Origin of the sequence: Colwellia sp. (assembly GCF_013214175.1) — a bacterium.
GTDB lineage: Bacteria > Pseudomonadota > Gammaproteobacteria > Enterobacterales > Alteromonadaceae > Colwellia.
In genome coordinates this window covers 494,719-515,974 of sequence record NZ_JABSPA010000002.1, presented here as the reverse complement: position 1 = coordinate 515,974, position 21,256 = coordinate 494,719, and the positions used below count along the sequence as shown (strand labels likewise).

17 protein-coding genes are annotated in these 21,256 nt (G+C 39.2%); 14 read left to right on the top strand and 3 right to left on the bottom strand.

What is annotated here, in order from left to right; genetic code table 11:
* Nucleotides 1-62 precede the first annotated feature (62 nt).
* Nucleotides 63-1,670, top strand: coding sequence for a GMC family oxidoreductase (locus HRT55_RS05290; RefSeq protein WP_291619432.1), 1,608 nt, complete (start codon nucleotides 63-65; stop codon nucleotides 1,668-1,670).
* A 34-nt stretch (nucleotides 1,671-1,704) separates the two neighbouring features.
* Here the strand turns inward: HRT55_RS05290 and HRT55_RS05285 are convergent, their stop codons facing one another.
* Complete coding sequence (locus HRT55_RS05285; protein WP_291619431.1) at nucleotides 1,705-2,625, bottom strand: LysR family transcriptional regulator; 921 nt, start codon at nucleotides 2,623-2,625, stop codon at nucleotides 1,705-1,707.
* Nucleotides 2,626-2,820: 195 nt separating this feature from the next.
* Here HRT55_RS05285 and HRT55_RS05280 point away from each other — a divergent pair, with 195 nt between their 5' ends.
* The 3 genes from HRT55_RS05280 to HRT55_RS05270 all read left to right on the top strand — a co-directional run bounded on the left by HRT55_RS05280 (nucleotide 2,821) and on the right by HRT55_RS05270 (nucleotide 5,227).
* Nucleotides 2,821-3,222, top strand: coding sequence for a DoxX family protein (locus HRT55_RS05280; RefSeq protein WP_291619430.1), 402 nt, complete (start codon nucleotides 2,821-2,823; stop codon nucleotides 3,220-3,222).
* A gap of 40 nt (nucleotides 3,223-3,262) precedes the next feature.
* Nucleotides 3,263-4,126: a pirin family protein gene (locus HRT55_RS05275; RefSeq protein WP_291619429.1), complete on the top strand. Its 864-nt coding sequence runs from the start codon at nucleotides 3,263-3,265 to the stop codon at nucleotides 4,124-4,126.
* Nucleotides 4,127-4,210: 84 nt separating this feature from the next.
* Nucleotides 4,211-5,227 carry a glutathione S-transferase family protein gene (locus HRT55_RS05270; protein WP_291619428.1) on the top strand — a complete coding sequence of 339 codons (1,017 nt, stop codon included), beginning with the start codon at nucleotides 4,211-4,213 and terminating at the stop codon, nucleotides 5,225-5,227.
* A 118-nt stretch (nucleotides 5,228-5,345) separates the two neighbouring features.
* Here HRT55_RS05270 and HRT55_RS05265 read toward each other — a convergent pair whose 3' ends face one another.
* Nucleotides 5,346-5,864 (bottom strand): GNAT family protein, encoded by a 519-nt coding sequence (locus HRT55_RS05265; RefSeq protein WP_291619427.1) that lies wholly within the window; start codon nucleotides 5,862-5,864, stop codon nucleotides 5,346-5,348.
* Between the two features lie 302 nt (nucleotides 5,865-6,166).
* Between HRT55_RS05265 and HRT55_RS05260 the strand changes: the two genes are divergently transcribed.
* The 5 genes from HRT55_RS05260 to HRT55_RS05240 all read left to right on the top strand — a co-directional run bounded on the left by HRT55_RS05260 (nucleotide 6,167) and on the right by HRT55_RS05240 (nucleotide 13,615).
* On the top strand, nucleotides 6,167-7,429 hold the full coding sequence (locus tag HRT55_RS05260) for an HlyD family efflux transporter periplasmic adaptor subunit (RefSeq protein ID WP_291619426.1): 1,263 nt from the start codon (nucleotides 6,167-6,169) through the stop codon (nucleotides 7,427-7,429).
* A gap of 27 nt (nucleotides 7,430-7,456) precedes the next feature.
* Complete coding sequence (locus HRT55_RS05255; protein WP_291619425.1) at nucleotides 7,457-8,212, top strand: ABC transporter ATP-binding protein; 756 nt, start codon at nucleotides 7,457-7,459, stop codon at nucleotides 8,210-8,212.
* Complete coding sequence (locus HRT55_RS05250) at nucleotides 8,209-10,644, top strand: ABC transporter permease (RefSeq protein ID WP_291619424.1); 2,436 nt, start codon at nucleotides 8,209-8,211, stop codon at nucleotides 10,642-10,644. The genes HRT55_RS05255 and HRT55_RS05250 overlap by 4 nt, the downstream gene beginning before the upstream one ends.
* Nucleotides 10,645-10,768: 124 nt before the next feature.
* Nucleotides 10,769-12,142 (top strand): sigma-54 dependent transcriptional regulator, encoded by a 1,374-nt coding sequence (locus tag HRT55_RS05245; protein ID WP_291619423.1) that lies wholly within the window; start codon nucleotides 10,769-10,771, stop codon nucleotides 12,140-12,142.
* A gap of 57 nt (nucleotides 12,143-12,199) precedes the next feature.
* Complete coding sequence (locus HRT55_RS05240) at nucleotides 12,200-13,615, top strand: ATP-binding protein (protein WP_291619422.1); 1,416 nt, start codon at nucleotides 12,200-12,202, stop codon at nucleotides 13,613-13,615.
* Nucleotides 13,616-13,802: 187 nt separating this feature from the next.
* Here the strand turns inward: HRT55_RS05240 and HRT55_RS05235 are convergent, their stop codons facing one another.
* Nucleotides 13,803-14,423, bottom strand: a complete 621-nt coding sequence (locus HRT55_RS05235) for a PEP-CTERM sorting domain-containing protein (protein ID WP_291619420.1) — start codon at nucleotides 14,421-14,423, stop codon at nucleotides 13,803-13,805.
* A gap of 465 nt (nucleotides 14,424-14,888) precedes the next feature.
* Between HRT55_RS05235 and HRT55_RS05230 the strand changes: the two genes are divergently transcribed.
* The 5 genes from HRT55_RS05230 to HRT55_RS05210 all read left to right on the top strand — a co-directional run bounded on the left by HRT55_RS05230 (nucleotide 14,889) and on the right by HRT55_RS05210 (nucleotide 21,251).
* Complete coding sequence (locus HRT55_RS05230) at nucleotides 14,889-16,052, top strand: murein transglycosylase domain-containing protein (RefSeq protein ID WP_291619419.1); 1,164 nt, start codon at nucleotides 14,889-14,891, stop codon at nucleotides 16,050-16,052.
* A 256-nt stretch (nucleotides 16,053-16,308) separates the two neighbouring features.
* The gene (locus tag HRT55_RS05225) at nucleotides 16,309-16,689 is read left to right on the top strand and encodes a BlaI/MecI/CopY family transcriptional regulator (protein WP_291619418.1); all 381 of its coding nucleotides are present in this window, start codon (nucleotides 16,309-16,311) and stop codon (nucleotides 16,687-16,689) included.
* Nucleotides 16,690-16,763: 74 nt separating this feature from the next.
* The gene (locus HRT55_RS05220; protein ID WP_291619417.1) at nucleotides 16,764-18,323 is read left to right on the top strand and encodes a M56 family metallopeptidase; all 1,560 of its coding nucleotides are present in this window, start codon (nucleotides 16,764-16,766) and stop codon (nucleotides 18,321-18,323) included.
* Between the two features lie 236 nt (nucleotides 18,324-18,559).
* Nucleotides 18,560-19,972 (top strand): MBOAT family protein, encoded by a 1,413-nt coding sequence (locus HRT55_RS05215; RefSeq protein WP_291619416.1) that lies wholly within the window; start codon nucleotides 18,560-18,562, stop codon nucleotides 19,970-19,972.
* Nucleotides 19,947-21,251 carry a hypothetical protein gene (locus HRT55_RS05210; protein WP_291619415.1) on the top strand — a complete coding sequence of 435 codons (1,305 nt, stop codon included), beginning with the start codon at nucleotides 19,947-19,949 and terminating at the stop codon, nucleotides 21,249-21,251. Before HRT55_RS05215 ends, HRT55_RS05210 begins: the two co-directional genes overlap by 26 nt.
* Nucleotides 21,252-21,256: the final 5 nt, after the last annotated feature.

The window sequence follows — 21,256 nt, the reverse complement described above, 5'->3', positions numbered from 1 at the left end:
ACTGATAAAGCGTTAATTTAGTTATCTGGTACGATCAGTAACACTTTTAACAGGGTCAACTTATGACAAGCATAAAGAATACATTTGATTATATTATTGTTGGCGCTGGCTCTGCTGGTTGTGTGCTGGCTGCGCGCTTGTCTGAGGATGAAAGTATATCAGTCTGTCTTTTAGAAGCGGGCGGCCCTGATAACAGTATCTTTATTAAAGCCCCTATAGGCTTAGCAGCCATGTTACCCACCAAACTTCATAATTGGGCCTTTAAAACCATTGCTCAAACCGGATTAAATGGCAGAAAAGGTTATCAGCCAAGAGGAAAAACCTTAGGCGGCAGCTCGTCCACTAATGCCATGTTATATGTACGTGGCAATAAATGGGATTACGATAATTGGGCTGCGCTTGGCAATGACGGCTGGAGCTATAAAGACATACTGCCTTACTTTAAAAAGTCAGAAGGTAATGAAGCATTTAAAGACGAATACCATAACGAAAAAGGTCCATTAGGTGTTTCTAATGCCACTGATGCCAGTGACCTTAATCAGATGTTTATCGATTCATGTATACAGCAAGGCATTAAATATACCGATGATTGTAATGGCGCAGAGCAAGCAGGTGCTTTTTACTTTCAACGTACCATTAAAAATGGTGAGCGCTGTAGCGCTGCCAAGGCTTATTTAACCCCTAATGCCAAACGAAAAAACTTAACCATTATTACCCATGCATTAACTGAAAAAGTACTATTTGAAGGTAAAAAAGCGGTAGGTGTACGCTACAAAAAGAATAATAACTCCATTGATATTCTCTGTAATAAAGAAGTTATCCTCAGTAGTGGCGCCTTTGGCTCTCCACAAATCTTAATGTTGTCTGGTGTTGGTGCTAGTGAACATTTAACAGATAAAGCCATTACACCTGTGCATGAACTACCGGGGGTTGGCCAAAACTTACAAGACCATATTGATTATATACAAACCTTTAAAATCGATGGTAAACACGATACTTTTGGCTATTCGGTTAAAGGTAGCTTTCGAATACTTAAGTCTATGTTTGAATGGCACAAACATCGCACCGGAAAAGTTACCAGTACCTTCGCCGAATCTGGCGCTTTTTTTAGTACTCAAGCAAACTTAGTTGCCCCCGATGCGCAGTTGATATTTGTGCCTGCTATCGCTGACAACCATGCTAGAACGATGAATTTTGGTCATGGTTATAGTTGCCATATAACCTTATTACGTCCTGAAAGTATTGGTGAAGTAAAACTTAACAGTAATAACCCCGCCGATTCATTGGCAATCGACCCTAAGTTTTTTAACCATGAACATGACATGAAAGTAATCAAGCGAGCAGCTAAAAAAATGCAAAATATTCTTGAGGGAGCACCTTTTTCGCCCATTCGCAAAGACATGCTTTATCTGGTTGAAAATGGTAATGACGAGCAACTAGAACAAGATATCCGTAATAGAGCCGATACCCAATATCACCCCTGTGGTACCTGTAAAATGGGACCAGCATCCGATGAAATGGCTGTGGTCGATCCACAATTAAGAGTTCATGGCATAGAAAACTTAAGAGTGGTTGATGCCTCAATCATGCCTAAAATCATCAGTGGCAATACCAATGCGCCAACGATTATGATTGGCGAAAAAGCCGCGGATATGATCCTAAATAATTAGCAGCAATTGTTAACCCTATTGAGAGGCTTTGCTACTAAAAGTCATCCCAATAGGGTTTATCACCAAAACGCTGAGCAATAAAATCAATAAGTGCTCGGCAACGCGCCGATAAAAAACGTGTTTGTGGGTATACCGCATAAGCATGCAATGCTGGTAACTTATAATCATTCATCAAGGTGACTAATTGACCAGTTTGTATCGCTTGGTATGAAATAAAGTTAGGCAAGTAACAAAGTCCTTTGCCTTTAATGGCCATCTCCTTTAAAAAATCACCGTTATTGGCTTTCATAATCGAGTTAAGGTGTACCGTATGAGTCACGCCTTTGTTATCAATTAGCTCAACCTTACCTTGAGCGGTATGACTCGCACCGATATTTCCATATTGTAAGTAGTTGTGGTTACTAAGAGCTGCTAAGGTTTCGATGCTGCCGTGTTTTTCAAGATACGCTGGGCTGGCACATAGTTCATGATGAATTGGGGTTAACCGCTTAGCTTGCAAACTCGAATCTTTGAGCTCGGCAATACGTATCGCCAACTCATAACCTTCTGCCAATAAATCAATATGACGGTCAACGAAGTCTATTTGTAAATTTAGCTCAGGGTGCAATTGCGAGAACTCATCTATTACCGGCGTTAAATGCAATAAACCAAACGATAACGGCATGGTGATTTTTAACGTACCTGATAATGACGTTTTCACCCCATGAGTTTGCGCATTTAGCTCAGCGACTTCATCAATAATAGTTATCGCTCGTCGATAATATAACGAGCCTGCTTCAGTCAGTGCTGACCTACGTGTTGTTCTCGACAGCAATTGTGTACCCAGCCTATTTTCTAATTCTTTTAAGCGTTTACTCACCGCAGATTTTGCTATATTTAACTGTTCAGCCGCTTTACCAATACCGCCAGCATCAACAATACGCACCAGTAACGCCATATCTTCTAACTGTCCCATATTATACCTATGTCACACTCACGCCAGCCATTGTTCTCTTTTAGAGAACTATCTTTTACAAATACTACTGTTTATTGAAATTTGTTCAACAACTAAACTTAACTTAATGAAAAGAAAGCAACGATACTAAGCAGACTAGTGGACATATATTCATTAGTCGTTATTTTGCCAAACAACCAACCTTGGAGCAGACACATGAACAACAATATAACCACACTACAACAAATCAGCGCCCCCGTAGGACGCGTACTTTTAGCCTCTATTTTCTTTATGTCTGGCTTAACTAAAATAACTTCCTACGCTGGCACGCAAGGTTACATGGATGCCATGGGCGTACCCGGCATGTTACTACCAATAGTAATCGCTCTAGAAGTTATTGGTAGCCTTGCCATTATGCTTGGTTGGAAAACTAGGCTAACTGCCTTTGCTTTAGCAGGCTTCAGTATACTTTCTGCCATGTTGTTTCACGCCGACTTTGGCGATCAAATGCAAATGATTATGTTCATGAAAAATATAGCCATCGCTGGTGGGTTTTTAATGTTAGTCGCCCAAGGTCCAGGCGCTTATGCATTGGATAATCGAACAGCGACTAAATAACCCCACCCTTTATAACTTACGGTAAGAAATGGAGTTACAGATGAAAGCCAGAACACTGATCAAAATATTTTCCGGCATAGATACCGCTGACGGTGATGGTGTTAAGTTAACCCGTATTATTGGTTCGCCGCAGCTAAACATGCTTGACCCGTTTTTATTACTCGATTGCTTCGCCAGCGACCAAGTACAAGATTATATTGGCGGTTTTCCTGAGCATCCACATCGCGGCTTTGAAACGGTGACTTATTTACTCAACGGAAAAATGCGTCATAAAGATAATGCCGGTAATGAAGGTATTATTGAAGCAGGCGGTGTGCAATGGATGACCGCAGGTCGCGGCATCTTGCACTCAGAAATGCCTGAGCAAGAAGACGGTTTACTGCAAGGTTTTCAATTGTGGGTCAACCTACCGCGCTCAGCCAAAATGACAGCGCCGCGTTATCAAGAATATGCGCCTGACACTATCGCCGTTGAACAGTTAGCGGCAGGCGGAAGTATTAAAGTCATTGCCGGTAAAACCGACCAAGACACTCTAGGGCCAGTAAAGAACGATTACGTTTTTCCAACCTATATGGATATTAGTTTGCCTGCTGGCAGCAGCTTTAGCCAAGCTATAACTAAAGGCCATAACGCTTTTATTTATTTACTTGAGGGGGAAGTCCTTATCGGAAGTAAAAGCGAAGGAACTAGTGATAGCGAGCAACAAACATTGTCCGCCAAAAACTTAGGCATCCTCAGTGATGGCGAGCAAGTTAGTGTAACGGCAGGTGAGCAAGACAGTCGATTTTTATTAATCGCCGGTAAACCTTTAAACGAGCCTGTCGCCCGTGGCGGTCCTTTTGTGATGAATACTGAGGCTGAAATACAACAAGCCTTTATAGATTATCAGCGCGGGTTATTTTAATTAAATCATTTCACGCTAAACAAGCAGTTCAATTTTTAAGACATTTTTAAGAAAATATTTCACAATAATATTTGGAGCAAGAACATGGGATTATTAGTAGATGGTAAATGGCGAAATCAATGGTACGACACTAAATCATCGGGCGGCCGTTTTGAGCGTAAAGCCCCAAGTTTTCGTAATTGGATAACCGCGGATGGTAGCGCAGGCCCTTCTGGCATTGGCGGTTTCAAAGCCGAAGCCAATCGCTATCACCTTTATGTATCACTGGCATGTCCTTGGGCACATCGCACCATCATTTATCGTAAACTCAAGGGATTAGAAGAGATGATCTCAATATCCGTAGTCAATGCATTTATGGGTGATGAAGGCTGGACTTTTGCACCGGGCGAAGGCGTTATTGCCGACCCTATTTTTAATGCCACTAATGTCCATGAAATTTATACCGCGGCACAAGCAGATTATACTGGCCGAGTGACTGTACCTATTCTGTGGGATAAAAAAACCAACACTATAGTGAGTAACGAATCTCCTGAAATCATTCGCATGTTTAACTCTGCCTTTGATCAAGTAGGTGCACTGCCAGGTGACTTTTCACCGCCAAAATTATTGGCTGAAATTGATGAGCTGAATGACTTTATTTACCCAACCATCAATAACGGCGTTTACCGGGCTGGTTTTGCCACTACGCAAGAAGCTTATGACGAAGCAGTGGTCGAAGTATTTACTGCCCTAGATACCATAGAGACTCGCTTAGCTAAACGTCGTTACCTAACCGGTGACACCATTACCGAAGCAGATTGGCGCTTATTCACCACCTTAGTAAGGTTTGATGCCGTTTATGTTGGTCACTTTAAATGTAACTTACGCCGCATTGTTGATTACCCAAATATTTGGGGCTATTTACGCGACTTATACCAAGTAGAAGGTATCGCTGACACAGTAGCTATGGAATACATCAAAGCGCATTACTACGGTAGCCACGAAACTATTAACCCAACACGAGTAATTCCTGCAGGACCAGTAATCGATTTTACTAGTGCCCATCATAGAGAGAAGTTAACCAATATTGTAGAGAATAGCGCTGTTACATCAAGTAGTTAAACTTTAGTAGCAAACCTTTAGCAGCAGCCTTTACGGTAAAGGCTTGCTGCAATATTGTTGGCTCGTATGCTAATCAAGGGACTGCCAACTTTATTATTTAGCTATGTTAAAAACATGTCTACAAACATAGTCCGTAAAGGTAATCATCAACCAATTTATTATTGATCAGCGTGTTTTGACGTAAACAGCCTTCACGGGCAAAACCTAACTTTTCTAACAGCATATATGAACCAATATTGTTAACCGAGCAAATTGCCGTTAGCTTATTTAACTTTAATTCGGTGAAGGCATAAGCTTTCAGCAGACTTAACGCTTCTGAAGCAAAACCTTTTCCTTGGGCGCTTGGTTTCATCATAAAGCCCACTTCACCTATTTTAGCCTCATGATTAACTATTTTAATACTTATGCTACCCAGCTTTTCACCTGTTGCTAGTTCGGTTATGCCCAAGGTAAACCAACTATCACTTGCTTCACTCCAAGGCTGTGATTTAGCCTCAAAAGCACCCTTTGCTTCATCATAAGTACAAGGGGTGTAAACATGCTCCATCATTTGTGCAGACATAGATAATTCAATGAAAAGATCTTTGTCTGAATGATCGAGGGGAGATAGTTGTATTCTTTTTCCAGTAAGTTGCACGATACTTCCTTGATTTTATTTCACCTTGTTATGGATATAAAATGAACCTATTCGCTATTAATATCCAACTATTTTAATACTGGAGAAAGTAGACAAGAGTAATTATATGCTCAACAACCTTTTCACGTTTTTCAGAAAAGCTTCCCTTTTTCGGTAAGTGCTAAATCCCTACAACATCACACAAAACAACAATTACCACTTATATCAGTAAGTTAACTATTTGGCACACTATTCGCTCTATAGGGTTTAAGTTAAATAAAATTATCGCTCTTTACCTAAGAGCAATCGTAGAGAGAGGCAACATGGATATACAAAACATGGATATTAAAAAGACCGCGCCAGTGAAAAAAAACTTATGGCAAAAGCCTGCCGTATTCATTGTTGCAGCCTTAGCTTTTACTGCTTGGCAATTCAATAAACCCAGCTCTGATGACAGCGTAGCTCGCAGCGAGTTAAGTATTGCGACTGTCCAGCAAAGTGATTTAGCTTTTACTATTTCAGGTTTTGGTAAACTAATTTCTAAACATAAACGTTTATTAACGGCGCCGACTAAAGCCACGGTAGAAGAAATTTTACTCTTACCTGGCACACAAGTAACACCAGACACTGTCATTATGAAATTAAGTAATCCTGACTTATTACTGCAAGTAAACAATGCACAAATGGAACTTGCTCGCCATCACGCCAGCTTACGTGAATTAATAATTAATCAAAAAAGTGACTACTTAGCGCATCAAGCTATTTTGATACAAATAAAAGCGAACCTAGCCGCAGCAGAGCTAAAAGTTGAAGCGCAAGCTAGCTTAGCGGAGAAAGGCATAGTGTCATCACTTGACTTCAAACGCTCAAAACTAGCAGCCACACAATTTGCCGAACGACTTAACATTGAGCAACAAAGGTTGGCACACTTAAAAAGTGCTCATCAAGAAAAAATTGCCGTACAAGGGGAATTAGCAAAGCAGCTTAATGCTAACTTAGTGTTAAAGCGCTCATTACAAGCTGACTTAGTAATTCATGCGGATATTGAAGGTGTATTGCAATCTATGCCGGTTACCTTAGGGCAAAGCGTTACAGCAGGAGAACAACTAGCACTGGTCGCCAGTAATAAAACCATGATTGCGCAACTAAAAATTCCGGAGCGAGATGCGCAACATATTGCCATTGGCCATCCAGCCGAAATAAATACCCGCAGCGCATTGGTTCGAGGTGTGGTCAATCGTATTGACCCAGTTATCACCAACGGCAGCGTGATTATCGATATTGATATCACCGGTGCCCTACCTGTAAATGCTCGACCTGAACTAAAAGTAGAAGGCATAATTGAAATCGGCATATTAAATAATGCACTCTATGTAAAACACCCTGTTGGCGTAAAAGCTAACTCAAGTACTCAGCTTTTTACTTTACTTGCCGGCCAACAAACCGCAACATTACGCACCATGAAGTTTGGTCGCGTTATTGGTAATAACATCGAATTACTCTCTGGCGCTAGCGAAGGCGAACAATTTATTGTTTCAGATACTTCTAGCTGGCTGTCAAACCACACCCTAACAATAACTGATTAGTAATAACTAATTTAAAAGGACTAAATTATGACCAAGCACATAACTAAAAAAGCACTTATCGAACTAAAAAACATCCAAAAAGTTTACTCTAAAATAGATATGGAAACCCATGCACTACGCGACATAAACATGGCGATATACGAGGGTGATTACATTTCGATTTCGGGCCCGTCAGGCTGTGGTAAATCAACACTATTATCAATTTTAGGCTTATTAGATACCCCGAGCGATGGCAGTTACTTAATCAATGGCCAGCAAGTGGCTAATTTAACCGCGGACGACAGAGCTGAAATTAGGAATTTACATATTGGCTTTATTTTCCAAGCGTTTAACTTAATTGATGAAATCAGTGTTTATGACAATGTCGCCTTGCCACTTAAATATCGTGAGCCAAAGTTATCAGCTAAAGTCGTACATGAACAAGTGATGGACAGTTTAGAGAAAGTAGAAATGCAGCACAGATGTACACATAAACCCAATCAACTTTCTGGTGGTCAGCAACAGCGTATTGCTATCGCCCGCGCATTAGTTGGTAAGCCAAGTATTTTATTAGTAGATGAGCCAACCGGTAACCTAGACTCTAAAAATGGTGATTTAGTGATGGCTTTATTAGATGACTTGAATAAAGAAGGCACTACCATTTGCATGGTTACCCATGATCCAAGATATGCTGATCACGCTAAAATTAAATTAAACTTATTAGACGGCATCATATTAGAAAACCTTTCCTTAAACAATGCCTTAGATTCTTCATTAGAGAATAATTTACAGGAGGCAGTATGAGATTTTTAATCAATGAAATAAAAACTACCGCCGCTAGCCTTTCTCGCGTACCGGGTTTTGTCTTAACAACGGTATTTACCTTGTCACTTACCTTAGGGGTTTTATTGGCTGCCTTTAGCCTTAACCACTTATTAATATTTAAAGCACTACCCTACCCTGATGCGCAGAACTTAATTTTAATGGAGCAAGAATTACAAGAAGGAGAAAGAAAGTACTCTGGTTCTCAATACTTTGTTGCACAAAAATTAATGTATCTACAGCAAAAAACCCTAGCAAGCATGACCATGGTATTTCGCAGTAGTGCCATTTTAGCAAGCTTGCGCGATAAACCCTTAACCGAACTCAGCTATGTTACCCCTGAGTATTTCGACATGCTTGGTGTACCTGTCGTTCTTGGTCGTGGTTTTACCGAGCAAGAGAGCATTGATAGCAATACGGCAAGTGCTTTAATTAGCGAACAGTTATGGCGTGAACAATACGCCGCAGATGCCGACATTGTCGGTCAAAGTATCACCTTAGGTGAACAGCAATATAAAATAGTGGGTGTTGTTGCATCAAGCTTTGCTGAGCCAGGTAACTTTGCTGATGATGCTAATTCACAAATTTGGTTACCGTGGGATTTTCATGGTCAGGATGAAGAAACATGGAACTATGTTTACAGCCAAACAGCTGCTATAGGCAAATTATTGCCAGCAACAACTATTAACCAAGTAAGCGATGAGTTTAATGCCTTAGTCGACCCTATCTTTCAGCAAAATGGTCGTGTGGGTCATGCTAAAAATCAAGCTATCATCGCCCAATTTCAAGACTTACAAGTTGCCATCGTAGGTGACAATAAATACATCGCTTTATTAATTTTACTGGGAGCTGGGGCATTATTACTTATCGCTTGTGCCAATATTGTTAACTTATTCTTTTCAAGAGCAGCACAAAGACAACGTGCTTTAGTTATACAAGCAACATTAGGGGCAAAACTTAAACATCTATTTTTTGATATTTGGTTAGAAAGCCTATTGTTATGTGTCGCGTCAATGGTTATCGGTTTGGTTATTGCTGGCTGGAGCATTGAATTATTACGCAGTGTCGCCAGTCACGCTCTACCACGCCTAAATGAATTGTCATTGGATTTAACCGCGATAGCTTTCGCTGGTACATTAACACTGACTTTATCACTGATATTTGCTGTTATTACCTTAAAACTGATTAACCACAAACAACTTATTTCACAGCTACAATCAAGTGGTAAAGGCACTGGCGCACAAGTGAACTCTAAAGTACGTAATACCCTCGTTGCCAGTCAAATTTGTTTAGCAACCTTGCTATTAATAGTGACCAGTTTAGTGATGAGTAATGCCCTAAAAGTATTGAATCATCCATTAGGTTTTGAAGATGAAAATTTATATAACTTAAGACTAGATGTTGGTGAGGGTTACCCAGAAAAAGAAGGGAAAATGCAACTTTCTCGTGATTTGCTCGCGCAACTAAAAAATATTGACGGTGTTACAGAGGTATCACGTGCTAGTAATGCTCCTATTCGACGTGGCAGTAATAATACCGGACTTTTTAATAATGACAGTGTGAAGTTAGGTCACTTCTCTTTTGTCACGATTGATGACAATTATTTTAATACCGTTGGTTTAAAGGTGCTTGCTGGTCGTGGCTATAACCAACAAGACATCATAGAAGATGGCGACAATATAGTATTAAGTAAAGCTGCTGCGACAAAAGTAGTTGCTGCTACGGGTGATGGTAAGGGTAAAATTGAAGACATTATCGGCAAAGCTGTATACTCCGCCGGTGGTGATATCTGGACAGTTATCGGCGTAGTTGGCGATGTTTATAATCATTATAACCATGAAAGAACGCAAGGTGCGATGATGTACTTTTCCAGCTCTCGCACAAATTTCATTATCAGAATGCAAGAGGGTAATATTTTAGCGAAAACTGACATTTTAAATTTACTTGATGAGCATTTTTCCGATATCAAAGTATGGCGTTTCAGCTCAATTGCGGACATCCATGAGCAATTGGTATATCAGAAAAAACTCACCTTATGGCTAAGTTTAGTCTTAGGTATTTTTGCTTTGCTCTTGGCTGCGGTTGGTATTTATGGTGTTATTAGTTACAACAGCCAAATGCGCCGCTATGAATTAGGCATACGCATGTCATTGGGTGCTAAGAGTAAACGTATTCTAGTTGAGTTTATTAGCGAATCATTTGCGCCAATTGCTGCAGGTTTTGGCTTAAGTCTGCTGTTAGCTGTGATGCTTTATACTTGGGCACAGCAGCATATTAACCAATGGTTGAGTTTTGACTGGTTGATGATATCAAGCTGCCTACTGGCATTAATTGTTATCGCACTAGGGGCTTGTTATTTCCCGGCTAAAAAGATCATTGCTAGCGACCCAATTAAGGCGCTGAGAAATGAATAGTCCGGCTATGGGGTGCAGTAGCGGCTTGAAACACTAGACTCCCGATGAAACACTTCGGGAGTGACGATAATAGAATAGTTAACAATAATAAAAATTAAATAAGCCTCATATAAGAAAAGACAAAATGAAAAAAACAATAATTGTTGTAGATGATCAAAGTGACTTACGACTATCTGCTAAATTTATTTTAGAAAACTACGGCTTTAATGTCATTGAAGCCGAGTCTCCTCTGCACGCACTTGACGTTATCGCTGAGCAGCCGGTAGATTTAATGCTGCTCGATATGAATTTTCAGTACGATACTACCTCCGGTAAGGAAGGCTTGGATATGCTGAAAACTTTAAAAGATAAAAATTATCACTTTCCCGTTATAGTTATGACCGCATGGTCTACGGTAGAGATTGCTGTTGAAGCAATTAAACTCGGCGCAAAAGATTTCATTGAAAAACCATGGAAAAACCAACGCTTAGTACGAATCATTGAACAGCAATTTCAATTAGGCTCAGTGCAGTTAGAAAACAAGCGCCTAAAAGCACAGCGTCCAAGCAACGATGTATTTATGCTTGGTGAGTCTGCTGCCATGCAGTTAGTACTTACTCAAGCTAAAAAGCTAGCGGTAACAGATACACCGATTTTAATTACCGGTGAAAATGGTACTGGTAAAAGTATGTTGGCAAATTTTATTCATCAGCATTCGGCGCGCAATAATGAAAGTTATGTCACAGTGAATATGGGCGCCATTCCTGAAACGCTATTTGAAAGTGAGCTATTTGGTCATACCAAAGGCGCTTTTACCGATGCAAAAAAAGATCGTATGGGACGTTTTGAAGCGGCACAATCGGGCACTTTATTTCTCGATGAAATTGGCACTATTCCGCTGAATTTACAGCCTAAGTTATTACGTGTACTTGAATCAGGAGAATTTGAACCCGTTGGCTCAAGCAAAACATTACAGGCTGAAGTAAGATTAATCGCCGCCAGTAATATCGACTTTCAACAAGCCATTGCCCAAGGCGATTTTCGCCAAGACTTATATTATCGCATCAATACCATAGTGCTTGATATTCCGCCACTGCGAAAAAGAAAAGAAGATATTTTACCCTTAGCTGCGCACTTTTTAGCGCAGAAAAATCAGAAATATAATAAGTCTGGTTTGTTCTTATCAGAGCAAGCCAAACAAGCTTTAAACGATTATGACTGGCCGGGTAATATTCGAGAGCTTAGCCATGTCATTGAACGTGCTGTTTTATTAAGTGATTCATTAGCAATAGAAATCACCGGTTTAACGGATCAACTAGCGCTAGGCAATAATGGCGCTAATACAAGTAATGGCGCATTGCCGTTTATGACTATTGACGAGGCTGAACAAAAATTGATTGAGCAAGCCTTACAAAAAACTCAAGGTCGTGTTGTTGAAGCCGGTGAGCTATTAGGCTTAGGAAAAAACGCGATTTACCGACGATTAGAGAAGTATAAAATTGACTCAAAAGGTAGTTAAGCACCTGGTAATAAAAATACTGTTTTATTTAGATTCGATGACTAGAGAAATACCAAATTGATTCAAAATCTTAGTACTAACACTAATACAAGCGTTAGCCTCGAGCATCACTTTAGCTGGCTTATTATCGCCAGCTTGATTCCGACAATACTGCTCTATATTGCCGTGGGTATTGGCTTTGGCTTCAACATCCTTGGCTGGTCAACGGTAGGTCTGGTACTTACCATTGTTTACACCTGTATAGTCATAGCGCTCTATAGATTAGTTATCACGCCCTATTACAGCTTAACCAGCTTAACTGAAGCACTAAAAATGGAAGATTACAGTCTTAGGGCTAAATCACCTTTTAGTCAGGGCATAGTGGCTAAATTATTTAATGAACTATCTAGTTTAAGTCAAAGTTTGCAAGTAAGTAAAAGCCGCTATGACCAACAAATGTTTTTACTGTATGGTTTGATTGAGCAATTAGAATCACCTGTGCTTATTTTAGATAAAAACGATCAGCTACAACATGCCAACCCCGCCGTAAGCCAATTATTCTCAGTGCCTTGGCAAACATTAAAACAAAAATCAGCACAAAAACTAGGACTAAAAAAAGTTGATGGTTTTTGGACTTTCAATGAAAACAATGAATCGAATACCCAGAACACACAAAAGAAGTGGCAAATCAGACAAAGTGAATTCAAAGAAAATAACAATAATTATCAGCTACTCATGCTCAATAATATTAGCCAAGAATTACAAAAAAATGAGCAGCAAGCTTGGCAAAATATTATCCGTATTCTCAACCATGAAGTGCGTAATTCGTTAACGCCTATTTCGGCACTGAGCCAAAACTTATTAGAAATGCCAGATCTCACACCAGAGCAGTGTCAGCAAGCGATTAAAATTATTGATAACCGCAGTAATAACCTCTTGGCATTTATTGATAGTTATTCCGATTTAGCCAAACTGCCCTCACCTACTTATCAGCAGTTCGATTTAGCTGAGCTACTGCAGGGTATTGCCAGCTTAGTACAGCAGGTGAAGGTTAACCTCTCTAGCCCGCTAATGATCAAAGCCGATAAAGGCCAATTGGAGCAAGTATTACTCAATTTGATAAAAAATGGCAAAGAAGCGCAGCTTGCAAAAGCTAAGCCAAATAAAGACCTAGACCTAGGCCAAAACCAGGAGCCTGAGCCAAACCAAGCAATTGAAGTACAGGTTTTCCAAACTAAGCAGCAAGTAATTATTAAGGTGCTAGATCAAGGCTGTGGCATCGCTAATAGCGCCAATTTATTTGTGCCATTTTATACCACTAAAGAGACAGGTTCGGGCATTGGTTTAGCGCTAAGCAGACAAATAATATCGAATCATCAAGGCGAACTAACTCTGACTAATCGCACGGATTTAGCTGGCATAGCTGATGTGAACGAAAAAGCTAATTCAACGGGTGCAATTGCGACCATTACATTGCCATTGGTCTATAAATAATTAAACCTTAACAAATGACGATAAAAGTTGATTCGGAGTAGATTTTCTATCAATGAGGCTAAATAATTGAAAGTTGAAATTTCGTGACAATAGGAAATCAGTCTTAATTTGTCCCAGTGTATATTGTGTTAGACATAAAAAAGTCCCGATACAATCGAGACTTTTTCTACCAAGCTGTTACTTTTAACTACTTAGCTTTATTTTTTCTTGCAAAGCTAAGTCCTACTAAACTAAGACCAAGTAATACTAATGATGTTGGCTCTGGAACTTCAACTGGAGTGCCAATTAAAACATACCGTTGAAATATATTGTTAGAATTCAGTCCCGTATTTGAGCCACTACGCCATCCGCCGTATCTGGTAGTATTGTTGTCACTAGAGATCGTATGCCATGATAATGCTGCGCGGTTACTAGAATTGAATGTATCTGCCTGACCTTGAGTAATAGTACTTACATTACTGAAGCCTACAGATAAATCATTATGGTACCAAAAAGCTCCATTATCAAAAATAGTAGCATTCTTACCTGTAATTGAATTTAATATGCCTGCAGTTGTAGCTGCAAAAACATCAAAGTTAATTGCGCCATCAGAAGTAGCTCCAGCTAAAGCAACTGATACGTTAGAATCCAATCCGCTGATTAAAGTATTCAAATCAAAAGTTGTTCCGTAACCACCTTGGTAAACAATACTCCAACCATCACTAAGCGTTTGAGTTTTGCTATAATCATTTTCCACGCCAAATGGAATAACTGTAGCATGTGCCATTCCAGTAAATACAAATAACAAAGCAACTAAACACGATTTCATTTTTATCTCCATATTTTTCAAATTAAAAATCAATTAGCACAATCTAGGCAATATTTGAGCCATATATATATCCACTTGTTATTTAAGTGTTTATTCCTTTTAATCTCGTTACATAGCTCAAAGTGTAAAAAAAAATGACACTCCCTTTATACTAAAATAAATGGCCTAACTGTATCTTATGAGTACGTCTCAGTAATATGACAAGAATAATTCATTAGAAAATATATGAACATTAATTTGGGATAAGTCCCGCAATTTTTACGGTTGACTTGCTAAAAATAACCTCACCTAATGGTCACTTACTGTTCACTTAATAAAAAAGCGAACCTTATTAATTGAATATCAAATAGTCATAGCTCTGACACGTAAAAAAATTAGCCTTATTCTGTTACCGCGCTTGTATTTTTTACCGATGAATCTATACAATGTTGTATGAGCAGTAAATAAATTAAAGGTCGCCGTTTAATGTTTAAAAAAATGCTGTTGTTACTTATAATTATGATTTTAACCAGTTGTAAAAGTACCCCAAAATTCGCCTCAATCCGTAGTGTTGAAACCTTGATTAAGCAAATAAATTCTGACGATACTGATCTCATTACTATTGCTGATCAAGCAGTTAAAACTAATAAGCTGATTCAACAAGATCTCAATGACATCAAATATTTGCTCGATGAATTGAGTAAACATATCGGCGATGTGTGGGGCGAAGATAATCCGCAAATTCCTAACAATAAAAAACTGGTTAAATACACTAATAACTACAAAGCACGAGCAATTGTTGATTTTGAAAAAGGCATCATTTTAATCGAAACGTTAGCTGATAAGTCGCAAGTTAAAACGTTGGAAAACTTACAAAGTGCCATAGTCACTACCTTATTATCGACATCCGATCCTCGAAAAACGGACATATTTTCAAGCGACGCACCACAACTATCAGGCAAACCTTATTTGTACCAGCAGGTAGTTGACCGCGACAATAAACCCATTGAATATCAATGGCGCGCCAATCGATTCGCCAACCACTTAACCGAATTCAACCTACAGAAATACAGTAAAAATGAAAAACAAATTTATGCTGTTAAAATTAAGATGGTTGAAAAGCATCAACATTTACGTGAACAAAAATACAGTAAATATGTACTTGCAGCGGCTAAACGTTATCAAATATCACCACAACTGATATACGGCATAATTGAAACCGAAAGCAGCTTTAACCCATTTGCTGTAAGTACAGCGAATGCCTACGGCTTAATGCAGGTAGTACCTACAACAGCCGGAGCCGATGTTTTTCAACGTATAAAAAAGAAAAAAGGCATGCCAACCAAACAGCAACTATTTGATCCGGCGTTTAATATTGATATTGGCTCAGCCTATTTACACATTCTCAATAATAATTATTTGAAAGATGTGACAAATACAACCAGTCGCCATTATTCAATTATTTCGGCTTACAATGGCGGTGCCGGAAATGTATTAAAAACCTTTCATGGTAATCGTAAAACTGCGATGAAAATACTCAATACGAAGTCATCTAGAGATGTATATTATTTACTGACCAAGAAACACCCCAAAGCCGAGTCTCGTCATTATTTGGAGAAGGTAACTAAGGCTGAAAAAACGTATTTATAAAATGCTCAACTTAGCGTTCAGAAGATCTAAAGATCAACCGAACGCTAACTTTTCCAATGCCCACGCCAGACTTTATCTATAGCCAAGCCACTTCAATAAGCTTGTGTCAGGTAGCGTTACAGCTCACTAATAACTATTTCCTCACCCCCTTATTATTACAACTCCCCTCAAAAAAACCTAAAAACTAATTAATTAGTTGATAAAAAATTAACCAGCCGCTATAGTATTTAAAACTAATTAATTAGTAGGAAGAAAAATGGCTCGTAAAAAATCAACCCAACTCACTGACAGTGAACAAAGCATTATGGAAATTCTTTGGCAGAAGGAGCAAGCCTCGGTTAGAGAAATCGCCGATATACTCAGTGAACAAAAAACCACTGCTTACACCACGGTGCAAACCATGTGTAAAATTTTAGCGGACAAAGGTTACGCCGATTTTCATAAAGAAGGTAAGGCTTTTATTTATACCCCTAAAATCACGCAGAAAGATGCCCGAAAAGGCGCACTGACTTCTCTGCTCAATAAGTTCTTTGGTGGTTCACCCGAAGTACTGGCGCAACATTTAATGGAAGAAACAGATATTGAATTGGATGACTTAGCGGCATTGCAAAAACAAATTGATCGCGCCGACGATTAGCTGCATTGAGACTTTTCGCTGTAGATAAAAAATAGAAAATAAAGATAGAAAATAAAAGATAAAGGTACGTCACTATGATTGCTCAATACACATTGTTAACCACATTAGCATTACACCATATTGTTATTGGTGGCTTGCTGATACTGATTCTTTTAGTGCTAGGTAAGGTACTAAAAACCAGTGCAGAAATGCGTAGTTGGGTATTAATGACTGCCTTTATCACCTCAACTTTAGTGCCTATAACATTACTTTCAACCACGTCAGCATTACCTATTGCGGCCAAGCCTGCATCGACAAAATCAAATACAGTAGTTGATGCAAGTGCAGCTCAACCGAACTTAGAAAATGTTGTTATGCCATTACAGGAGCAAGCTTTATGGCACATGCCCAGTGAAATTGTTTTTCAATTTAGTGGAATATTAACGGCACTGGTTGTGGTTTGGTTTATCGGCAGCTTATGGCGTAGCTTAATGGTTTTCGGTTCATTTTTACGGACTCGAAAGTTAATCAAAATGAGCAAGCCCGTTGAGAAAAAAAGTATCCAAGCACTCGTGTCTAAGACTGATATTAAAATTTTCAGCGCTAGCCAAATTAACTCGCCTATGGTGGTGGGTTTAACTAGCCCTAGAATCATTTTACCTGAAAACATGATGCAGCAATTAAGCAGCGAACAATTAGCCCCGATAGTATTGCACGAACTTGCTCATATTCAGCGTAATGACATTTGGTTTAGCCATTTTCAAGAGTTTATTGCCGTGGTGTTTTGGTGGAGCCCGGTGATTCGCTTACTCAATAACAAAATTCATATCGATAGAGAATTAGCTTGTGATTTACGAGCGGTAAAACAACTGAACAATAACAAACAATATGCCCAATCACTGATTGATTGTGCAAAATTAATGATTACCCAACAACGGAGCGTATTAGCCATGGGATTATTTAGCCAGAAGAAAGAATTGAACAATCGTATTAGCACTGTACTTAAAAGTAAAAAACTGAAAACGCCAAGCATGTTAACAATTATTGCTGTATGCCTAGGTTTATCAGTACTGACGATTAAAGTTTCACAGGCATTTGTACCAAAAATTAGCATCAGTGATACACGACAAAATGCTCAACATTATTCATTACTGCCATCGGTACAAGGTGAGCAATTGATTGCTGCGGTAATGAAAAATGATATTGCCACCATTGAGCAAATGCAAAACCAAGGTGTTGATATTAATACGCCAGCGATTGGTGATGGCACAGCGTTAATTATTGCCGTCAAACAAGATAACCGTGAAATGGTGCAAGCACTCATTGATTTAGGCGCCAATGTTAACCAATCATCACGGGGTGATGGTAACCCATTAATTACCGCAGCCATGACTAACAATATAGCCCTAGCGCAATTACTTATTGATAATGGCGCAGATATAAATGGCATCGTAAGAGGTGATGAAACACCGTTAATCAATGCAACCAGAAGAGGGTATTTTGAGATGACTCAGTTACTTGTTAATCAAGGTGCTGATGTTAACTTATCGGTAAAAACAGGTTTATCTGACGGTCTTAAAATTCGTTCACCACTAAACATGTCACGTATCAGCGAAATAACTAGCTACCTTATTGAAAACGGTGCCATTGAATAAGTTTTCCATATCAATGCTAACCACATTGCCCGAAGTCACTTCATATAAATTGAGACGATAGAACTCAAAGCCACATAAGCATTTAACGTAAAGACGAGCTACGTACTTTTCCTAATCCACGCCAATCATTTTAAAAATGTTAGGCCTTAGGCTCGATAGACTCGTCTTTAAAAAAGAGCACAACATGAATTTATTACTTAACAAACGCGCTGTAGAGCAGAGAATAGGAGGTCACAATGATATTTAATACTCCGATATTCTTTTGGTTCTTTTGCATTTTTATTTTGTTTTATGGCTTCGCCTTTTTAAAACAAACCCCTAAAGTTTACCTGTTGTTAGTCAGTAGCTTGATCTTTTACGGCGGCTGGAATTACAGCTTTATTCCGTTATTAGTGGGTAGTGGTATTGCCGATTATTTTATTGCTCAAGCTATTTTCAACTCATCGAGTCAAGGCAACAAAAAAGGTTGGCTAACCTTATCGCTGGTACTCAATTTAGGCATTTTAGCCACCTTTAAATATGCAGATTTTGCCATAGCTTCTGTTGCCGATTTATTATCAGTACTGGGCTATCAAGCCTCATTTACCACTCTTTCTTGGGTGCTACCTGTGGGTATTTCTTTTTATACTTTCCAAAGTATGAGTTACACCATAGATGTGTACCGTGGTGATATGAAACCCCGTAAAGGCCTAGTTGAATTTGTCGCCGCCTTGTCTTTTTTCCCGCAATTAGTTGCCGGCCCTATTCTTAGAGCCAAACATATCTTGCCACAGATGCACGTGATATCTATGCCGAAATGGCTAGAAGCAAAACATGGCTTTTTATTAATTACTGTCGGTTTAATCAAAAAAACTGGTGCCGATATTCTCGCTATTCCAGCAGATAAAGCTTTTGCTGCGCAAGAGTCATTAAGCACCTTAGAAATGTGGACTGGTGTGCTGGCATTTGCTGGGCAAATCTATGGTGATTTTTCCGGTTATACCGATATGGCCATTGGCTTAGCTATTTTGCTCGGTTTTAATATTCCGCTTAACTTTAGAGTACCTTACTTTGCTAAATCTCCGGTCGATTTCTGGCGTAGATGGCATATTTCCTTATCGAGCTGGTTGAAGGATTATTTATACATCTCCTTAGGTGGCAATAGAAATAATAATCGTACCCGTAATGTATTTTTAACCATGTTATTAGGTGGTTTATGGCATGGCGCTGCATGGACATTTGTTGCTTGGGGCGCATTTCATGGCGCAATTATTACCCTTACCCATTACCTTGCTAACTTGCAGATATTCAGCCGTTTTAATCGCAGCAATACCTTAGCTGTCAGCTTCGTTAAGTGGGCGGTAACCTTCTATTTAATTCTTATTGGTTGGGTGTTTTTTAGAGCAATCGACATAAATAGCGCAATAATCATTATTGGTAATTTACATACTTTTGGTAGCGCGAGTCAGTTAGGTGCTAATGCCTGGAGCATATTTATCTTAACGTCGGTGTGGGTATTATTGATGCATGTGATGGACTACTTTGTCATTAAGTCAGCAGATAAATTGGAAAAGAAAAACTGGCAGTTTTGGTTGCTAATTATTTTAGGCCAAGCCATTTGTTTATTAATAGGAGAACCAAGTAATGAGTTTATCTACTTCCAATTTTAATAAGATGCAATCAGCAGAGATGAATGAAGCAATTACTTTAGGTGAACAAGCACCAACTGAACAGGTATCTGCTGAGCAAGTCACAAGTCCCACAGCAGTCCAAGCCGAAGATAGACGAGTATTTGTTAAAATAACCTTAGCCATTGTACTTGGCATGATGGCAGCCATGGGCTTAGTGCGCCTTTTGCTCGATGCCAATGGTGCCAATAAACAAGGTATTTTAGGACGGGTATTACAGGCACAAGCAGCAATCCCGCAAATAATCGCTGAGCCAAATGATTTGGTAATGTTTTACGGCTCTTCCATGACCCGTGCTGGTTTTTCACCACGAAAGTTTGATGGTGACTTAAAAGCTATGGGCAAAGATATAACCTCATTTAATTTTGGTTTTGGCGGTTTGAATCCTTATTACCAAGATTTACTATCAAGACGTTTAGCTGAGCAATTTGTCGAACAAGACAGAAAACTTAAACTGGCTTTAATTGAATTCAATCCTTTTCAAACGACAAGCACACGCTGGAACAGGGCAAAATTCTCTTTAGATTCGTTTATTACAATGTTGTCTAACGATGCCGAGTTATGGCAAATATTAAAAGAAGATCTCAGCAGAGGTATTCATTTATTTAACATTAAATATATCCGCAATCATGTCTCCGCTGAAATGGTCACTAGTTATTATTCGAGGGAGTTATTTCCACCACAAAGAGGCCAACGCTTTAAAGATGATAAAGAAACGATAACTGCCCGTAGAAGTTTGGGTAAAGAGTTAAACGAAGCATTCGAAAAAGACTATCCAAACTACTCAGGTGAAGAGTGGTATTACCCTTGGCGAGGTGCTGGTACTATTCCGCAAGAACGTTCTGCCGAGACGCTAGCAATATTTGATAGCTATTATGCCGCCTCACAAACTGAGGCTAGGATGAAAAATGATCGTTTGAGTCGTATTCGGTCTGCTGACATTGAAGAGTTACATTTTGAACCCTTTTTAGTAGAAAGCTTCATTGGCATAGTGAAAAACTTCCAACGCTTTTCCGATAAAGTGGAAGTGGTTATGCTGCCAAAGAACAGTCGCTATATTCACTACACACCCGAGGCAAAAATACGACTCGCGCAAGCAATAAAACAAATTGAACAGGCGACGGGTATCAAGATAAAAAATCATCAAGATATTAAAGAAGTTAACTCTGATATGTATCGAGATACCACCCACCTGTCGCGCTACCGCGGTGATATTGCTTACACAGACTTCTTAGTTAACGAGTATGCTCAGGCATTGTAACAACT

Coding starts and splice junctions, on each gene's coding strand:
- HRT55_RS05290 (WP_291619432.1), top strand. CDS start 63: ATGACAAGCATAAAGAATACATTTGATTATATTATTGTTGGCGCTGGC.
- HRT55_RS05285 (WP_291619431.1), bottom strand. CDS start 2,625: ATGGGACAGTTAGAAGATATGGCGTTACTGGTGCGTATTGTTGATGCT.
- HRT55_RS05280 (WP_291619430.1), top strand. CDS start 2,821: ATGAACAACAATATAACCACACTACAACAAATCAGCGCCCCCGTAGGA.
- HRT55_RS05275 (WP_291619429.1), top strand. CDS start 3,263: ATGAAAGCCAGAACACTGATCAAAATATTTTCCGGCATAGATACCGCT.
- HRT55_RS05270 (WP_291619428.1), top strand. CDS start 4,211: ATGGGATTATTAGTAGATGGTAAATGGCGAAATCAATGGTACGACACT.
- HRT55_RS05260 (WP_291619426.1), top strand. CDS start 6,167: ATGGATATACAAAACATGGATATTAAAAAGACCGCGCCAGTGAAAAAA.
- HRT55_RS05255 (WP_291619425.1), top strand. CDS start 7,457: ATGACCAAGCACATAACTAAAAAAGCACTTATCGAACTAAAAAACATC.
- HRT55_RS05250 (WP_291619424.1), top strand. CDS start 8,209: ATGAGATTTTTAATCAATGAAATAAAAACTACCGCCGCTAGCCTTTCT.
- HRT55_RS05245 (WP_291619423.1), top strand. CDS start 10,769: ATGAAAAAAACAATAATTGTTGTAGATGATCAAAGTGACTTACGACTA.
- HRT55_RS05235 (WP_291619420.1), bottom strand. CDS start 14,423: ATGAAATCGTGTTTAGTTGCTTTGTTATTTGTATTTACTGGAATGGCA.
- HRT55_RS05230 (WP_291619419.1), top strand. CDS start 14,889: ATGTTTAAAAAAATGCTGTTGTTACTTATAATTATGATTTTAACCAGT.
- HRT55_RS05225 (WP_291619418.1), top strand. CDS start 16,309: ATGGCTCGTAAAAAATCAACCCAACTCACTGACAGTGAACAAAGCATT.
- HRT55_RS05220 (WP_291619417.1), top strand. CDS start 16,764: ATGATTGCTCAATACACATTGTTAACCACATTAGCATTACACCATATT.
- HRT55_RS05215 (WP_291619416.1), top strand. CDS start 18,560: ATGATATTTAATACTCCGATATTCTTTTGGTTCTTTTGCATTTTTATT.
- HRT55_RS05210 (WP_291619415.1), top strand. CDS start 19,947: ATGAGTTTATCTACTTCCAATTTTAATAAGATGCAATCAGCAGAGATG.